This is a genomic window from Chloroflexota bacterium, assembly GCA_013152435.1.
Lineage (GTDB): Bacteria > Chloroflexota > Anaerolineae > DUEN01 > DUEN01 > DUEN01.
This window is the reverse complement of the sequence record JAADGJ010000013.1, coordinates 1-18040: the sequence shown is the minus strand read 5'-3', so window position 1 is coordinate 18040 and position 18040 is coordinate 1. Positions and strand designations below refer to the sequence as shown.

The 18040-nt window shown below is 64.0% G+C and carries 14 protein-coding genes; 3 read left to right on the top strand and 11 right to left on the bottom strand.

Annotation, left to right across the window (positions count from 1 at the left end):
* Positions 1-70 precede the first annotated feature (70 nt).
* The 11 genes from GXP39_01825 to GXP39_01775 all read right to left on the bottom strand — a co-directional run bounded on the left by GXP39_01825 (position 71) and on the right by GXP39_01775 (position 14393).
* Positions 71-1072, bottom strand: a complete 1002-nt coding sequence (locus GXP39_01825; GenBank protein NOZ26779.1) for an isocitrate/isopropylmalate dehydrogenase family protein — start codon at positions 1070-1072, stop codon at positions 71-73.
* Positions 1073-1122: 50 nt separating this feature from the next.
* Positions 1123-1419 (bottom strand): nucleotide pyrophosphohydrolase, encoded by a 297-nt coding sequence (locus GXP39_01820; GenBank protein ID NOZ26778.1) that lies wholly within the window; start codon positions 1417-1419, stop codon positions 1123-1125.
* A gap of 118 nt (positions 1420-1537) precedes the next feature.
* The gene (locus tag GXP39_01815) at positions 1538-2041 is read right to left on the bottom strand and encodes a 3-isopropylmalate dehydratase small subunit (GenBank protein ID NOZ26777.1); all 504 of its coding nucleotides are present in this window, start codon (positions 2039-2041) and stop codon (positions 1538-1540) included.
* A 94-nt stretch (positions 2042-2135) separates the two neighbouring features.
* Positions 2136-3428, bottom strand: coding sequence for a 3-isopropylmalate dehydratase large subunit (locus GXP39_01810; GenBank protein ID NOZ26776.1), 1293 nt, complete (start codon positions 3426-3428; stop codon positions 2136-2138).
* Positions 3428-4624, bottom strand: a complete 1197-nt coding sequence (lysS, locus tag GXP39_01805) for a homocitrate synthase (GenBank protein NOZ26775.1) — start codon at positions 4622-4624, stop codon at positions 3428-3430. Before lysS ends, GXP39_01810 begins: the two co-directional genes overlap by 1 nt.
* A 1309-nt stretch (positions 4625-5933) precedes the next feature.
* Entirely contained in the window at positions 5934-7139 is a 1206-nt protein-coding gene (locus tag GXP39_01800; GenBank protein ID NOZ26774.1) for a hypothetical protein, read from the bottom strand.
* Positions 7136-7924, bottom strand: a complete 789-nt coding sequence (locus GXP39_01795) for a hypothetical protein (protein ID NOZ26773.1) — start codon at positions 7922-7924, stop codon at positions 7136-7138. Before GXP39_01795 ends, GXP39_01800 begins: the two co-directional genes overlap by 4 nt.
* Before the next feature lie 9 nt (positions 7925-7933).
* Positions 7934-9271: a Gfo/Idh/MocA family oxidoreductase gene (locus tag GXP39_01790; GenBank protein NOZ26772.1), complete on the bottom strand. Its 1338-nt coding sequence runs from the start codon at positions 9269-9271 to the stop codon at positions 7934-7936.
* 118 nt (positions 9272-9389) lie between these two features.
* Complete coding sequence (locus GXP39_01785; GenBank protein ID NOZ26771.1) at positions 9390-11141, bottom strand: DUF1565 domain-containing protein; 1752 nt, start codon at positions 11139-11141, stop codon at positions 9390-9392.
* Positions 11017-12846 (bottom strand): M1 family metallopeptidase, encoded by a 1830-nt coding sequence (locus tag GXP39_01780; protein NOZ26770.1) that lies wholly within the window; start codon positions 12844-12846, stop codon positions 11017-11019. The genes GXP39_01785 and GXP39_01780 overlap by 125 nt, the downstream gene beginning before the upstream one ends.
* 56 nt (positions 12847-12902) lie before the next feature.
* On the bottom strand, positions 12903-14393 hold the full coding sequence (locus GXP39_01775) for a M1 family metallopeptidase (protein ID NOZ26769.1): 1491 nt from the start codon (positions 14391-14393) through the stop codon (positions 12903-12905).
* Between the two features lie 685 nt (positions 14394-15078).
* On the opposite strand from GXP39_01775, the gene GXP39_01770 reads away from it, so the two are divergent.
* From GXP39_01770 to GXP39_01760, 3 genes are all read left to right on the top strand, one after another.
* Positions 15079-16068, top strand: coding sequence for a cation transporter (locus tag GXP39_01770; GenBank protein NOZ26768.1), 990 nt, complete (start codon positions 15079-15081; stop codon positions 16066-16068).
* An 8-nt stretch (positions 16069-16076) separates the two neighbouring features.
* Entirely contained in the window at positions 16077-16691 is a 615-nt protein-coding gene (locus tag GXP39_01765; GenBank protein NOZ26767.1) for a DNA-3-methyladenine glycosylase, read from the top strand.
* A gap of 62 nt (positions 16692-16753) precedes the next feature.
* Entirely contained in the window at positions 16754-17749 is a 996-nt protein-coding gene (locus tag GXP39_01760; GenBank protein NOZ26766.1) for an aminoglycoside phosphotransferase family protein, read from the top strand.
* Positions 17750-18040 lie beyond the last annotated feature (291 nt).

The following is an 18040-nucleotide window of genomic DNA, read 5'->3' as shown; positions in this document are numbered from 1 at the left end:
GTTATTACGCAATACGCAATACGAAATACGAAACCCATGAAACGTATTGCGTATTGCGTAATACGGAAAGCTACCTATCACTCATCCTCCTCACGACCGCCTGCGTCACGTCGGCGGTGCGGGCGTCCCCACCCAGGTCGGGCGTGCGGGGGCCGTGTTTCAAGACGTCCAGTGCAGCCGACCGGACGCGGTCGGCTGCCTCCGATTCGCCCAGGAAGTCCAGCATCAGCGCGCCGGCCAGGATGGCGGCGATGGGGTTGGCGATGCCTCGCCCGGCGATGTCCGGGGCCGATCCGTGGACGGGCTCGAACAGCCCGTGTCGATCGCCGATGTTGGCCGAGGCGGCCAGCCCCAGGCCCCCCACCAGCCCGGCCGCCTCGTCGCTCAGGATGTCGCCGAACAGGTTCGTGGTCACCAGCACATCGAACGATTCGGGCGCCTGCACCAGGCGCATGGCCGCCGTGTCCACCAGCAGCTCATCCACCCGAACGCCCGGGTACGCCTCGGCCACCTCCAGCGCCGTCCGGCGGAACAGGCCATCGGTCTCGGTTAGCACGTTGGCTTTGTGCACCAGCGTCACGTGGCCGCGACGGCCCTGGGCTTGCTCGCAGGCCACGCGCATGATGCGTGCCGACGCCCGGCGGGTGATGACGCGCTCGGCGATGGCCGTCTCGCCGTCGCTGCGCTCACGGCGCATGTACAGACCCTCCGTGTTCTCCCGCACGATGAGCAGGTCGATCCCCGGGCGGCTGTCGGGGATCGGCAGCGAGCGCACGGGGCGCAGGTTGGCGTAGAGGTCCAGCTCCCGGCGTAGCTCCAGGATAGGGCTGCGATACCCATCTACTTTGCCCGAGGGCGATTGGGTGGCGCCGAAGAAGACGGCGTCGCACTCCCGGGCCAGTGCCAGCGTCTCCGGCGGCAGCGCCGTGCCGCGTCGTTGGAAGCAGCCGAAGCCGCCTTCGGCGTGCTCGAACGTCAGATCAACGCCGGTGGCTTGCAACACGGCCACGGCCGCCGGGATCACCTCCCGTCCGATGCCGTCTCCCTCGATGACGCAGATGCGATGACTCATGCCTGGTCCCTTTAATCTAACCGCAAAGGGCGCGAAGGACGCAAAGGCTTTCAAAAATCCTTAGCGCTCTTTGCGCCCTTCGCGGTTCCTATTTTCGAAGGCGAAAATCGCTGGCGGTTGCGGGCCAGCTTGGCCACGGTGGCCGCTTCCAGATCGATGTCGGTGATCGCAGCCAGCTGCAGCAGGTAAATGAGCACGTCGGCCATCTCCGCGCCCAGCGCGTCCGGGTCGGTCACCTCGTCACCCCACTGGAAGTGCTGAAGTAGCTCGGCCGCCTCGATCATCACGGACGTGGCCAGGTTGCGCGGCGTGCGCGGCCAGGGCGATTCCGGCCCCGCCCATCCCATGTCGGCGATGAACGCCTCCACCTGCGTTGTAAGCTCCCGTATGTCCACGATCTCGTTCCCTCGCACCCACACGCAATACGCAGTACGCAATTACGTGTTGCGTGTTACGTGTTGCGTGTTAGGTATTGCGTGTTGTCCCTAGCTCCCGTCTGAGATATGGGATCAACCCTCCCGCCTGGATCAGACGTAAAGCCGTCTCCGGCAGCGGCGGGAAGTGCCATGTATCGTCTCCACGCCGGATCGTTCCAGCCTCTAAATCGATCTCCACCGCATCGCCGGATTCCAACGCGGCGGCCGCCTCCGGGCAGATGATGGCCGGGAGCCCGTTGTTGAGCGCGTTGCGATAAAAGATGCGGGCGAACGATTCGGCCACGATGGCGCCCACCCCCGCCTCTTTCAGGCAGATGGTCGCCTGCTCCCGGCTGGAGCCGCATCCCCAGTTGCGCCCGGCCACGATCACATCGCCGGGCTGCACGTTCCCCGCGAAGCTCGGGTCCAGATCCTCCAGCGCGTGCCGGGCCATCTCCCGGCGATCGGTGATGGTGTAGGTGTACTTGCCGGGGAAGATGACGTCGGTGTTCACGTTGTCGCCGTATTTCCAGACTCGGCCTCGGATCGTCATGGCGGACCCCATATCCTTTATGCATTACCTCATTACGCAACACGTAATACGCAATACGTATTGCGTGTTGCGTATTGCGCTCCCCGCTCCACGCCTACAACTCCCTCGGGTCGGCAATCACTCCCTTGATGGCGGACGCCGCCACCACTGCTGGATTTGCCAGATAGATCTCCGCCTCTCGCGTGCCCATACGCCCGCGGAAATTGCGATTGGCCGTGGAGATGGTGACCTCGCCGGGGGCGGGGATGCCCATATGGTTGCCCATGCACGGCCCGCACCCTGGCACGCCGATGATCGCACCCGCCTCGATCAGCGTCTGGATATGGCCGCGCTCCATGGCCTCCTGCAGCACCTGGTTGGAAGCGGGGATCACCAGAAGGCGGGTGTCCGGGGCCACGCGTCGCCCCCGGATCACCTCGGCTGCAAGGGCGATGTCCTCCAGCCGGCCGTTGGTGCAGGTGCCCAGGAACGCTTGTTGCACCCGCGTGCCCGCCACCTCCGACAGCGGCACCACATTATCCACTGTGTGTGGGCAAGCGACGTACGGCTCCAGTTCCGCGGCGTTGTACCGGTATTCGGCGACATATTCGGCATCCGGGTCCGGATATAGCGCGCCGGCCTCGATCTGTGCCCGGCACTCCTCGACGGGACGCCCGGTGCGGCGCGCCAGCCGGGGTGCCAGCCAGTCGAACACGACCGCATCGGGGGGCACGTACGCGTTTTTGGCCCCCATCTCGGCCATCATGTTGGGCAACACCATGCGGGACTCCACGGACATGGCCTCGATGCCAGAGCCGCTGAACTCGATGGACAGATAGATCCCGCCGTCGGCGCCCAGGTCGCCGATGACGCGCAGCGCGAAATCCTTGGCCGTCACGCCGAGGGGGAGTGATCCCTCCAGCACGATGCGTATGGACTCGGGCACCCGCAGCCATAGCTCGCCGGTGGCCCACAGCGCGGCCACCTCGCTGCGGCCCACGCCAGCGCCGAACGCGCCCATCCAGCCGTAATGGGTCGTGTGGGAGTCTGCCCCCAGGATGAGCTGGCCGGGCAGGACGATGGCCTCCTCGCTCAGCACCTGATGGCAGATGCCGCGTCCCACGTCGAAGAAATGCGTGATCCCCTGTTCCGCCACGAACCGCCGGATCTCGGCGTGGTTCTGCGCGTGGCGCGTGGTGGGAGCCGGGACGGCGTGATCCAGCACGATGGCCACCCGCTCCGGGTGTCGAACCCGGTCGACGCCCAGGGAGGAAAACGTCCGGGCGATGGCAGCCGTGTTGTCGTGGGATAGGATCACATCCGGTCGGGCGTCGATCACCTGCCCAGCGGTGACCTCGGAAACCCCAGCGGCGCGCGCCAGCGCCTTCTCGGCGAACGTCTTGCCCATCAGGACGCCCCGCTCCTGGCCAGGTCGATCAGCCCGGTCCGCAGTTGCTCCTCCAGCGTCTCCTTAGGGATCGATCGCCAGTGGCGCAGGATGGCGTCCACGTCCTCCATGGCCAGCGGCTTGATGTCGGCCAGCGCCTTGATGTGCGCCGTGGCCTCCTTGATCTCCTCGTCGGTGAGGTTCAATCCAAGCTGCTCGGCCCGGTTCTTCACCGCGTTCCATCCCGTCAGCCTGTGGGCGATGTGGACGTAGCGGGTCAGGCCGAAGTCCTCCGGACGGAGGATCTCATACGTGTCCGGGTTGTTCAGGATGGCCTTAGCGTGGATGCCTGCCTTGTGGGTGAAGGCCGTGTAGCCGGTGATATAATTGTTGAAGGGCACCTGGATGCCTACGATGTCGGCCACCAGGTTCTCGATGTCTCGCAGGAGCGGCAGGTTGTACTTGCTCTTGACCCGCTCCGGGTCGACGGCATACATGCGGGCGATGAATCCTCCCAGCGGGGTGATGCCGACGCGCTCGCCGATGCCGAGCACGCTGGTATCGATGTGGGTGGCCCCCGCCTCCAGCGCGGCAAAGGAGTTAGCGATGGCGCACCCCGTGTCGTTGTGCCCGTGGAACTCGATGTCGCAGTGAACGACGCCGCGTAACGTGCTCACCAGGTCGTACACCTGACGCGGCGTGGCGACGCCCACCGTGTCCGCGATACCCACCCGGTTGACGCCGATCTCATCCACAGTACGGTAGACCATCAGCAGGTCCACCAGATCGCTGCGGAAGGAGTCCTCGCTGGAGAAGCGGACCTCGACTCCCTGGGACTTGATGTACGTGATGACCTCGATGGCGGCGTCGATGATCTCCGCGATGGACTTGCCGTGGCTGAACTGTCGCAGAATGGAGGATGTGCCGAAGAGGACGTCGATGCCGTCCACGCCGGTTTCCAGGGCCAGTTTGGCGTCGTTCATGTGGCATCGGATGTGGGTCAGGATCTTGGCCTTGAGGCCCAGCCGGGTGATGCGGCGGCAGTCTTCAAAGGATTGCGGGGATGCGGCGGGGGACGTCAGCTCGATGTACTCAACGCCGAAGGCGTCCAGCATCTCGGCGATCTGGACCTTCTGATCAGGGGTGAAGAAGGCGCCGGCGAATTGCTCGCCTTCGCGCAGGGTCGACTCGATGATCGCAAAGTTTTGCAGAGACATGGTCGGCTCCTCCCAATGGGTCGGCTTCAGATGGTCGATCCTTGGAGCTTCCTTGCTAGCCCACCGGCATTGTGGGGAGCCGTCCTCGGCTGACGATCGTGCTGACGCGATCCAGCTCCCCGAGGCCGGCGAGCCTGGGAAGCTGGACTGCGGATGTTCTGGCGCGCAGCGCAGCTAACCAGACCCGCGGTCTGGCCGCTTGCACTTGCTGCGCTTGGTGTTGGCATCACGGGTAGCCTGCATGAACGGATCCTCGTAACGGAAGGGGTGCCTGGTAACAAAAAGACCAGCTCATATGGCCGGTCTGGCTGAGCTGGTCGCAACTCCTCCGCGTGCGGAGCAAACGCCGTCAACCAGACCTAATGGTCCGGCTTCTTGGCCTTGCTCTGCTTCTTGCTGCGGAGGGTGATACAGGAAAGCACGTCACACATCCCCGAGATGAGAGTACACCTTCACAGGGGCGATATTAGCACATCCCGCCGGGCATGTCAAACCCGATCGGTTCGGTACGGGGCTTTTCAAAAATCTAACGGAGGCTCTCCCCGGGCGCCTCACCTCAGACCTGCCTCGCTTCACTTGGGAAAGGGCGTTGCAGGGACGCAACGGTGTTGCGCTCCTACCAAATACGTCTCTAAGGGCTCGGGCGTTACTTTAGATCTTGTAGAGGCAGCCACAAGGGCTGCCTCAGGCGCCCATAAGGGGCGCCCCTACGGCAGGATTTCAGGGGCAGGTGTTTAACTTTGAAAAGCCCTGGTTCGGTACACAGGGCCTTAGTCCAGCGTTCATGTCGGCATACATGACACCTGCAGGGATGAGGATTGGCCCGCTTCCCAAGACTGGCCTTTCGAGTGGCGAAAGGCGCTGCCTCCGCCACCCGCACTATTGATCTTCGCGTGGTGAAAGAAACATGTGGGCCGCGTCATTCGTTTCGGATAATCGGCCAGAGCCCCAACCAGGCAGGTAGAAGGCGAGAGGAAGAGTTTTTCTGCAAAGGGGAAGCCCCTCCGCACCTCCCCTTTCAGAACCCCGCTATTTCCTGAAAACCAGGGTTCGGTGGTCCCCCTGTCTCGTGTTGGTGAGACCACGGGAGACCATTTTGTGAGCAGCGCTGCATGAATGGCGCCTCCTGTGGGCTTTTCCCAGACGGGGATATCTACCGCCACCTACCTGTAGGCAGGGGCGATTCACGAATCGCCCCTGCCCTGGCAACACCCATGAGGGAGACTACCCAGGGTTCATATGTTGCTTTATCTAAAGGCGGGGACGGGGTAGCCGAGGGTATCGCCCTCGACTACCCCGATGCTCGCCCTCAAGGGGAGGTGCGCCGCACCAGCGGCATGTAGATGTATCGTTTGGACGGCTGTGGAGCGGTCCATTGGCCGACCCAGATGGCCGTGGTCGCTGTGGCAGACTGGGATGTCATTTCGGGGGGGCTTGTGAGGCTTGCGGTGACGGATAGGTAGTAGGGGCCGGCTGGCGTATCGGATGGAATATCGGCGATCAGCCACAGGTAGTACTCCTGCATGCTGGCCACGCGAATGGGGGATGTGATCTTGGTGAGGGGAATCTTTGGCCCTTGTTCGGTTCCCTCATAGATCCCCCAGATGGTGCCCAGCGTGGACGTATATGTGACGTCCACGGAGAGCGTTGTGAACTCGTAGTTGTACAGAAGGTAGCTGAGCGTGATGGGTTGGGATGCGTCGACGGTGTCGGTGAGCCTCCCTTCTAGCCCCCAGGACGGGAAATCGCTGGAAAGGGAGAAGGGATCCGGTCCTATGCAGGTGATCGCATCCCCTTCAAGCGATGACCGGATCACGCGCCCTTCGCCTGAGGCCTGACTTGATTGTGGGAAGAAGAAGGGCGGATCCTGGCCCTCATAGCAGTAGTAGTGGACCAGGTTAGCCCCCTCGCCCGCTCCCTGTGCGCCGCCGAAGTCGTAGAAGATGTCCAGTTGGAAATCCCATTCACCTCCGCTGAGATTCGATGTGAGCGAGCAGTGGATGGGGGGTGAGGTGGCCCCGCTGATGGCCAGCCAGTGTTCGTCCTGACCTGTCGGCATCGCCTGCTCCATGTAGGCCACACGCTCGGGCTGGCTTTCCATGGGGATGGTCGTGAAGGTCTTCGGGGGCCAGCTTCGGTTCACAAGCTTCAGCGTGGGGCTGTAGGAGGTCTGGTACGTGATGGTGGCGGAGATCGGAGCGCGTATGGCGATGAAGGCGTTCCCGCTCTGCCAGAAGTCCGTCCAGTCCTGGCACAGATCCGGAGTGACCTCCTGCTTTTCCAGATAGAACCACTGTGTGGTTTGCCACAGGTAGTAATCCGCTTGTGGGGCGGCGGAGACCCCGTCGATGTGCTGTGTCGAGTTGGTCTTCTTTTTTATCTCGGTGGCACTCCTGCTCCTTTCGACATCATCGTCATCGTCGTAGCACCCTGAAACCATCAGAGCGAGAGAGAGCATGAGGAGGGCGAAGATCAGCAGGATCTGATGCCATCGGGATGTGAACCGGTTGCTCATGAGGCTTCCTCCTTTCGTCGGTTTCGGTTCCAGAGGATGAGCGTCGTCGCGAAGGCCATCAGGAGGATGGCGTGCAACTGTATCCAGCTGAGCGGGCCGAGCACGGGCGTAGCGCCTTCTCGCAGGAAGGCGATGAAGAACCGCTTGATGCCGAACAGCTCCATGTAGAGGAGGACCAGGAATCCGTCGAACGGCCAGATGCGCGCCCCGGGCGGCTTATCCGGGCGTTTCTGGCCGTAGCGCTCCACGAGCAGAAGGATGAGGAAGATCAGCAGGTTCGCCGCCAGGCTCATGAGCTGGGTGGGGTAGCGATGCGCCCATACGCCTTGTGTGTTCGGCATGTAGATGCTGAGCCATGAATCGGTCGGCCTGCCCCCGCAGCAGCCCCTGGCAAAGCATCCCAGGCGCCCGATCGCCTGTCCCAGGGGGACGGGGACGACGGCCAGATCCAGGGTGCGGCCTAGCGGCAGCCGATATCTCCACGCGCAGTAGAGCGCCGCGGCGTACACCCCCACGGCTGCCCAGATGACGCTGAATCCCGCTGCTGGCGCGAGGGGGCCGCTTTGTAGCCGATGCCAGAGGGTGATCGCGATCCTGGCGGCGTAGGCGCTGGCGAATCCGCCCATGGCGGCTATCAGGATGCACCAGGTGATCAGGCCGGGTGGACGTCCGAGCTTGAGCAGCCGGGGATAGATATACAGCCCGGTTACAAGCGTCAGGGCCAGGGTGGCGGTCACTGTGTATGTGCTGATGTGCCAGGGACCCAGATCGATGTAGGGGTACATGTGTGCCCCCTAACCCTTAGGCGGCGTGCTCGCTTCCGCCCGCTGACGGAATTCCTTCATGTCGATCACGCTCCCGTTCAGCCGGGCCTCCTCGGCGGCGAAGGCCATCAGGTGGCTTTCGAGCGAATCTCTGGCGGTGGTGAGCGCCGGCTCCGTGCCGTTGACCGCCCGGACGAAGGCGGCCATCAGCCCCTGATCGCCGCTGGCATGCCCGGTTGCTCCCGCTCCCGCCGAGGCCATCGGGAACTCGACCCTTTCCACCCGGCCTGTGAGGTGGTCGTGGATCTCGATCCACTGCTCGTCGAGGTAATAGCGGCCCAGAAGCGTGGCGCGGGTGCCATCGTAGCGCATCGTGCGGCCCTCCTTGTGGGAGTGACCGTGCATGATCATGCTGACCGAGGTGCCGCCCTCCAGCTCCATGTTCACCACCTGGTGGTCGACGACGTTGTTGTCGCAGTGGTATACGCAGCGCCCATAGGGCCCGGCCTCCAGCGCGCGTCGTCTGGCCTCCGGGCTGGGATCCTCGGAGAGGACGGATACGGGCCATCCTTGGTAGTCGGCGATGGCCTCCAGTCCCGGCATGGAGAGCTTGAGGGGCGTCTGTTCCAGATAAATGCGGGGCGCGTACCAGGGGCACTCATCGGCGGCCGGGCAGCCATCCGTGCATCGCTCCGGGGCTCCCGACGGGGCGTTCTCCGCCCGGTAGTGGATCAGCGAGCCGAACGAGCTCAGTCGGCGGCACGGTCCGAACAGCCAGAACAGGATGTCCAGGTCGTGGCAGCATTTGGTCAGGATCATCGGGCTGGCGATGTCGCTGTTGCGCCAGAGGCCGCGCACGAAGGAATGAGCCATGTGCCAGTAGGAGACGTTCTCCCTGTGCTCGACGGTGATGATATCGCCCAGGCGCCCGGAGGCGACGACATCGTGTAGCATGGAGAAGAAGGGGACATAACGCAGGACGTGGGCGATCTGCAGGAGGTGCCCGGTGCGCTCGGCCGTCTGGACGAGCTGCACGCACCCTGCCAGGGTGGGCGCCATGGGTTTTTCCAACAGGACATCGTACCCGGCTTCCAGCGCGGCCACGGCCGGCTCTACATGCATCCGATCCATCGTGCAGACGAGGGCGGCGTCAGCGATCTTCCCCCGGGCCAGGAGATCCTCCCATGTGGTGAATTGGTGCTCTGGGGGGATGCCGTGCGCTTGGGCGAAGCGGGCGCGGCGCCCCTCGTGTGGTTCGGCGACGGCCACGAAGCGGATTTGCTCGGGGTGCGCCAGGGCGTAGGAGCCGTACGCCTCGGAACCCCGGTTGCCGGCGCCGATGAGGACGGCGGTAAGCGGTCTCGGCATCGTGCTCTCCTTGATTCCCTAATCTATTATTCTGAGAGCGTGTCTGAAATTTACCGACAAGGTGTCTGAGGGGTCTCCCTCAACGACCAGCTCCACGGGGGGAGGTGTGGAGGGGACCTCACCTCCACGGAAACCCCGCTTTTCCGGCCTGCACCTGCCTTTCTCGGCCCTTGCCGAAGGACCCGGGCCGAGGCCGGGCAGGTCGAAGGCGGGAGAATAGCTTTTCCCGGAGAGGCTCTACCCTTCCGGGCCTCCCCATAGCAGAAGCAACGGCATTTCCCAGACGCGCTCTGAGCATCAGAGGCAAGTACTGGTAAGTATACGTGCCGTCGATGTACTCATCCGCTCCGATGTCATAGCCCGCCCTGGCTGGGCGAGGATCCCCGTCCACGTCCTGGGGCACGCCCGCGTCCACGCCCCGGTCGATGGCCGCCGATCGGAGGGTCAGGTGATAGTCCTGTTGCATCGGGTTCCAGAAGGCCGGATCGCCCGTGACGTGGATCGCCCCCGTGGAGATGGTCCCTTCGCCGTCCATGTTCGACCCATTGCCCCACCACAGCGTGGCCTCCAGGGTGGCCGTGCTGCCCTGGGCCACGGAGAGGCCCACCTTGTAGTGGCCGGCGATGATCGTGTTGGTGAGGGCCAGGGTAGCCCCCTCACCTACGAGGATCCCGGGGCCCTCCCCCCTGTTGTCGGCGATGGTGGTGTGGAGCAGGCGGGCGGAGGCGGGCTCGCCCGGCCCACCTTCGATATGAACCCCGCCTCCCCGGGTGTTGGCGTGGTTTTGGACGATCAGCGTGTTGGTCACGGTGATCGGGGCGCTGCGGTAGATGTCGATCCCGCCTCCCAGGCCGGGGTGGCCAGATCTCGAGGTGGCTGTGTTGCTGATGATGGCGTTCCCCTCGATCGTGGCGTGGGCGTACCACAGTTCCAGCCCGCCTCCGAATCCGGCCGAGGACACGCTGGCTACATTGCCCCGGATCGTGTTGCCGACCAGGGTGACGTCGCTCCAGAGGGCGCGTATCCCGCCGCCGTAGCCAAAGGAGACCCGGCTGGCCGTGTTCCCTTCTATTCGATTCCTCTGCAAAGCGGCGCTGGCGTAGTAGACATGGACCCCGCCGCCGGAGCCTCGTTTGAGAAAGCTGGCCGTGTTCTCTCGTACCGTGTTCCCCTCGATGGTGGCCTGGCCGAAGGCGAGGCTCAGCCCGCCGCCCTCGCCCAGATCGGTCGTGCTGGCCGTGTTGCCCTGTATCGTGTTGCCGCTGACGAGGGCGTTGCCGCGGTAGATACATATCCCGCCGCCGTATCCCTGGCCGGTCGTGCTGGCCACGTTGTTCTGGATCACGTTGTTGCGGACGGTGGCCGTCGCCCGGTAGATGTAGATCCCGCCTCCGGCGTCGAACCCTCCCGGGCCCCCGCCCAATCCCGTGGCATCCCCACCGGTGATGTGGAGCCCTTCGATCGTGGGGGTGATGTTTCCCGTGAGGAAGAGCACTCGCCCCTGCCCCCGCGCGTCCAGGATGGTGGGGTGGTCAGCGGGCGAGGGGGCCTCCCATCCCGTTGGAGGATAGCCGCCGCGGAGCGTCACCGATTTGTCGATATACACCACCTGGGTGACGCCGGAGCGGGCGTGGATGTCGGTATACACCCCCGCTGCGATGAGGATGGTATCGCCTGTCTCAGCCTGATCGACCGCGTACTGGATCGTGCGGCAGGGGTAGGTCGGGCTGCCGCAGCCGATCGTATCACGGCCGGTGGTCGCCACGCGGATGACGCCCGTGCCCGACTGGGCGGACGCCCTCCCGGAGGCGATGCCTAACAGCCACAGCAAAGCCATGGTGATGGCGCACGCTGTTGCTAGTCTCCTCATCGTTCCCGTCCTGATCGCCTTCACCGTGCCCTGGAGGCGATGGGGATGTCCGAGCCCTCCGGTCGTGGGGTGGAAGGCTCGGAGTTCTCAGGGAGGGGCTGGCGTTCACCGTCTGGCTGGATATCCGTCCCCGGGTGGGCGGTTCGCCCAGGGTGATGCCCAGAACCCACCTGGCGTAGATCGGGGTGAGATCGCAGCGGCAGGTCTCCTGCGCGACCGTGAGCAGATCCTCGGGCGTGGCGATGCGGTATCGGTAGCGTTCGAAGTAGGTTCGCAGGAATGCCCGAAACGTCGCGTCGCCCATCGTCTGCCGTAACTCGTGGAAGAAGAGCGGCCCTTTGGCGTAGACGACGGGGCCGTAGTCCTCCTCGCTGTAAGCCCGCACCGGCAACCCGATGGGCGGATCCTTTCCCTCCTCCACCAACCGCCGATAGGGCTCGTCGAAGAAGGCCCGGCGGGCGATCGCTGCGGCCACCTTCCCGTAGGTCGCCTCTACGTACATCCACGTGACATATTGCGTCAGCGCCTCATCCAGCCACGGATCGTCCACCTGATCGTTCCCTACCAGGCTGTACCACCACTGGTGGGCGGTCTCGTGGACCGTGGCCCACTCGAAGAAGCCCCCCTTCTCCCCGTACAGCCGCTCCGCGATCACGATCAGCCCGGGATATTCGATCCCGCCGGCCGTCGTAGGGGTGGCAGCCACGTCCAGCTCGGCGAAGGGGTAGATGCCGAAGATCTCGTTGAAGTAGCGCAGGGCGTGGGCCGTGTACTCCAGCGCTCGCCGTCCCCCTGCCTCATCCCCGGGCTTGAAATGGGATCGGACCACCGTGTCGTCCACCTGCATCTCCATCGTACGGTAGGCGGGGGAGGCGGCGAGGTTGAAGTCTCGCATGGGGCCGGAGACGATCGTCCAGGTGGTCGTGCCGTCGCCGTTGTCCTCCACGCCTAAAGTGGAGCCGGACGCGGCGACTTCCCATCCGGTTGGCAATGTGAATCGCACCAGATAGAAGCTGGTATCGGAGTATACGGGGTCGCCGTACGCCGGGGCGATCTCTACGTTCCACCCCTCGTCATCGAACACCGGGATCAGCGGGTAGAATCCCGCCAGCGCCACCACCTCATTGGTGTAGGCAAACGCCCCGTAGTTGCCTCCCGGCGTGGCGGGGGCCTGGACGGTGAAGTCCAGCTGGAACGTGACGGAGGCGCCCGGAGGAAGCGGCGGATCCATCGGTACTCGCAGGGCGCTTCCCGCAAGCTCCCGTTGAGGCGTTACGGAGGCGCCATCCACCGTCAGCGAGGAGACCGTCGCTCGGCCGCTCCTGGGCAGGTTGGGGAACAGGCGAAAATAGACGGCATCCAGGGGCCCGGCCTCGTTGTTGGTGTATCGGACGATCTCCTGGCCGCTGATGGTGCGGGACGTGGGATCGAATCGGGCATCGATGCGGTAACGAGTGGGGCGCAGCACGGTGGCGACCTGGGCGACGTCGCCCCGAGCGATGGGGATCATCGCCTGCTCGAAGAGCGTGAGGTCGTCCAGGCTGAGCGATTGCGGAGGTGGGGGCGGTGAAGTCGGCGTCGGGGCTGGGGGGATCGGGGTGTAGACGATGGGAGGTGTGGGTAGCTGGCAGGCGGTTCCCCACAGCACGAAGGCCAGAATCGTCAGGCAAACCCTCGCCCGACTCCAAAGGGATCTCGTTTTCACAGGTGCTCCTCGTGATGCGACGTCGCGTCGAGGCCGGATATCCGCTCCCAGCGCTCTCAGGGTTCCGCTGCCGTCAGGATCCACTGGCGATAGACCGGCGTCACATCCCGCCCGGAGGCTCTCCGTGCCTCCGCCAGCAGATCATCCGGCGTCAAGACCTGGTAACGGTACTTGGACACCAGCGTGCGCAGGAGCTTGAAAAAGGCGATGTCGCCCATCTCCTGTCGCAGGGCGTGGAAGAAGAGGGCGGACTTGGCGTAGACCATCGTCTCGTAGTTGACGGGCCCGAATCCGGAGGCCGGCTGCCCGACGATGGTGTCCAGCCCGTTTTCCCTGGCGTACGCCAGCGGGACCTCCCAGCGGTTGCGAAGCAGCCGGTCGGCCCGCTCCTTGCCGTAGATCGTCTCGTAGTAGATGTAAGTCGAATATTCGGCCAGGCCCTCGTCCAGCCAGGGACGATTGACCGGATCGTTGCCCACCAGATTGTACCACCATTGATGGGCGATCTCGTGGGCGATCAGGAACTCCTGGTCCTCTCTCCGCTCCCGATAGGTGTCAATGCCGATGAGGTTGACTTCGGGGTATTCCATGCCCCGGTACTGAAGCGGCGCCTCCACCACGCTAAGGTCGGTGAAGGGGTAGGTTCCAAAGCGATCGCTGTACACCTGCGTGGCCGCGGCGGCGTATGCCAGCGCCTGTTGCCCGGCCTGACGATCTTCGGGCAGGAAATAGGAGTGCACGGTCGTATCGCCGATCTTTTCGGAGGCCTCCTGGAATTGGGGGGACATGATGAGCGTGAACTCCCGCACCGGCCCGGTGACGAACTGGCGGACGAGCTTCCCCTCGGCTGTGGTGGTCTGGCTCACCACGATGCCCGAGCTGACCACCGTGACCTCGGGCGCCGTGATCAGCTCCACCTGATACAAGGCGCTCTCCGTGAATGCGACGTCGGCGTGGGGCGGGGCGACCTCCAGGTGCCAGTTGGGACGCTGCCCCGTGACGTCCATCTCCGAGACGGCCAGGATGGGATAGCTCAGCGGGAGGCTGAGAATGCCCTGGCTCTCCCCAAACACCATGTACCCGGTAGGGCTGGTGGGGGCGTCCAGGCTCCAGGTGTATCCGATTTCGACCGTCTGGCCGGGGGGAAGGGGCTCGGGCAGGATGACGTGCAGGGAGCTACCGTCCGGCGCGTAGTCAAAGGCGGTGAGCGCTCCGCCCACCGTCACCATCTCCAGGCTTAGCCTGCCTCGGTACTGGGGCAGGTTGGGATACAGGCGAAAGTACAGGTCGGAGAGGGGGACGGGGAGGCGGTTGGGGACGATCACAATGCCCTTGCCGTCGAGGTGCCGTGTGGGTATGTCGACGTCCAGGATGAGTTTGTAGCGGGGGACCGGCGGCAATTGGTCCAGATCCCCCTGGAAGTCCTCCAGCATGGCCGGGCGGTATGGCGCGTACGGATCTGGCGGAGGGGGCGTCTCGGCGCCGGTGCAGGCGCTCACCATGAGGGCGATGACGAGCAGTCGGATGAGGCAGCGGACCAGGTGCATGGGTTTTCTTCCTACGCCGGTGGTTCCCGTAGTGTCACCATTATAGCGTATTTGGTTCCCCTTGTCACGCCGCGTTGAGGGTGGGGAGCCGGGCCTTTTCATTAGCCCAGCGTTCATATCGGCATACGTGACATCTGCAGGGACGAGGGCTGGCCCGCTCCTCAAGGTTGGCCTTTTGAGTGGTGAAAGGCACTGCCTTCCGCCACCCGCGCCAAGACACGAAGCCGTATAGGCGAAGTTGGCCCCATGAGGCACGGCAAGATGTTGTGTCTGTGTACGCCGAAGAAGCCCTGAGGTAGCGCACTTCCGCCTTCTCTACCTTGGGGTCTTAGTGCCTTCGTGGTTCCCATTTCACAGCGTGTCTGAAATTTACCGATAGGGTGCCTAAGGGACTCCTTTCGCCAAAATCCCTCTTGCTCCAGCCCTTTCCCAGCCTGGTCCGCCTATTACCCTTACGACCGGGGGATTTGCCCGAGATGGCCTGTTGAGTATGATAGGGAGGATGCGAAAGCGACGATGAGGCACGGTTTACTTTGACCTCCGAGTCGGGACACTGTCCGAGAACATAGGCGTCGGCGGACAAATCATGTATGATAGGGGACGCCCGATCGCCCGAGGGGAGAGCGACGTCATCGGGTCTGTGACCGATGGCCGATCGGGGTTGGGGATATGAGCTGGGGGAGCGATGAGTCCTGAGCAGAGGGAACGAAAGAGCATCCAGGCCGCCAATATCGGTTTGGTGGCGAATATCTTCCTGGCCGCATTGAAGACGGCCATCGGTATTCTGGGGAACAGCCCGGCGTTGCTCGCTGATGGCATCAATTCCACCAGCGATGTGGCGTATTACATCATCGTGAGCGTGTTCATGCGGCTGGCCGGCAAGCCGGCGGACGAGGAGCACCCGTATGGGCATAGCCAGCTGGAGAGCGTGGGGGCGTTGGTGGTCGGGGCGTTCGTGATCACCACGGGCATCGCCGTCTTCTGGAACGCGGTCAATGAGGTGTATAACCTGCTCTCCGGGCAGGGCGACTTTAGCGGCGCATCGGCGGCAGCGCTGTGGGTGGCGTTGCTCACCGTCGGGATGAAGATGGGGTTGACCGTCTTCACCTATCGGGTGGGCAATCAGACGAAGAACGCGGCCGTGCTGGCCATGGCCTATGATCATCGCAACGACGTGCTCTCGGCCTCCGCGGCGGCCGTCGGCATCTTCCTGGGACGCCATGGTTACCTGTGGGTGGACCCCATGGCCGGCGCGTTGGTGGCGCTGGTCATCCTGAGGACGGGCGTCGAGATCCTGCGGGAGTCCTCCGAGGATCTGATGGACACGGTGCCGGGGCGGTCGCTGGCGGAGCAGATCACCCAGCTGTTGGCGACGGTGCCGGGGGTGAGGGAGGTCGAGGAGATCCACGCCCATCGGTTCGGGCCATACCTGGTGGTCAATCTCACCATCGGGGTGGATGGCACCCTGAGCGTGGCTGCCGGGGATCAGATCGCATCCCATGTGGAACGTGTCCTGTACGAGAACATCGAGTTCTTGCGGCGGGTCCATGTGCATTATCATCCCGTTCAGGAGCCATCGTCGCCCGGGGTTGAACCGAGCGCCCGGGAGACGGGCGCCGGACGGCCGGCGATGACGGTCTCGTATCATCGGGAGGAGAGCGCTCCCATCACATAGGGGACGAGATGACAGCGGGGACAGATCGCCTCTCTTACGACTTTTTCGCTCGCGATACGCTGATCGTCGCCCGGGAGCTGTTGGGGGCGCGGCTGGTCCGTCTGTTAGATGGCCAGCGCCTCAGTGGCGTCATCGTCGAATGCGAGGCCTACGTGGGGCATGGGGATACCGCCAGCCACGCCAGCCGGGGGCGCACCCCCAGGAACGAGGTGATGTTTGGCCCGCCCGGCCGTGCCTATGTCTACTTCACCTACGGCATGCACTGGATGCTGAACGTGGTCACGGAGGAGGAGGGTTTCCCGGCGGCGATCCTGATCCGGGCCTTGGAGCCGGTTGAGGGCCTGGAGGTGATGCGCAGGCTGCGCCGGGCCGACCGGAGACGTCTGAGGGACCGGGACCTGACCAGCGGCCCCGCCCGGCTGACCCAGGCGATGGCCATCGACAAGCGTTTCAATGGCGCCGACCTGGTCCATGGGGATGAGCTGTGGCTGGAGCGGGGGCGGGAGGTTCCGGATGAGGAGGTGGCGCGTGGCCCCCGGATCGGGATCCATTACGCCGACGAGCGAGATCGGCAGGCTCCCTGGCGGTTCTGGGTTCGGTCCAGTCGCTACGTGTCCCGGTGACGCGCCGCCCGGGTCGTGAGGGGGGCAGATATTCATCGATGCCCGCATAGCTGGAGCGCATCTTGTCGGAATCTTTTCCTGTTGAGATCCTGGAGGAGCTGGTGAGGGCCCATGTCGGGGCGGACGTGGGCTCTTTGCGTTTCAGGCCCATTCGCACGGGCAAGCATAACCGCTCGTATTGGGTGGAGGGCGATGGCGAGCGGTTCGTATTGCGCATCGCCCCGCCGGACGATGCCGGTTTCCTCTTCTACGAGCGGCTGATGATGCGCCAGGAGCCGGAGCTTCACGCTCTGATCCGGGAGCGCACGACGATCCCGGTGGCGGAGATCGTGGGATACGACTTCAGCCGGACGCGCATCGATCGGGATTACATCCTGATGCGGGCTCTGCCGGGAACCCCCATGAGCGACATCCCTCATCTCACGCGGGCGCAGTGGCGGCGGGCCCTGCATCAGGTGGGGGTGTACCTGCGTCAGCTCCACGAGCTCACGGCGCCGGAGTGCCTGGGCGTTCAGGCGTATGGATACCTGGGCGCTCATCGCCCTATGGAGCCTCAGCCCACGTGGGTGGATGCCTTTCGCGTCATGTGGCGGAAGCTGCTAGACGATGTGGAAGCGTGTGGCAGTTACACGCCGGCGGAAGCGAAGATGATGCGCGACCTGCTCGACGCGTACATCGACTATTTCGATCGCCCGGTGGCTTCTCGCCTGTTGCACATGGACGTGTGGAGTCAGAACATCCTGATCGACGAGGCTGGGAATGTGACCGGGCTGGTGGATTTCGATCGTGCGTTGTGGGGGGACGTGGAGATCGAGTTCGCCGTTCTCGATTACTGTGGGATCAGCGAGCCGCCTTTCTGGTCCGGGTATGGCGCCCGGCGGGATGAGTCCTCTGCAGCGATGATCCGCCATCGCTTTTATCTCCTGTATGAGGTGCAGAAGTACATGCCGATCAGCGTCTGGCGACGAAACGATCGGATGGGGGCGGAGCGATATAAGCAACAGTGCCTCGCCCTGGCTGCCCCTCTCCTCGCAGACGGCCGCGCGGGTATCTCATAAAGCGGTCTCTCAAGGAATAGAGCATGTAGGACGGGTTTCTTATCCGCCATCTGTGGGTGGTTTCCCTGTCTCGTGTTGGTGAGCCCACAGGAGGCCATTCCGTGAGCAGCGTTGCATGAATGGCGCTGAGGGCCTTTTCCCAAACGGGGGATTTATCTGCCGCCTACCTGTAGGCAGGGGCGATTCATGAATCGCCCCTGCCCTGGACTTTGGCGTTTTGAACCGGCTCCTTGCGTATGCAGGGAGCTTTCTGACGTCCAGAGAGGGCTCTGAAGAGGCTTCCAGGAGGCC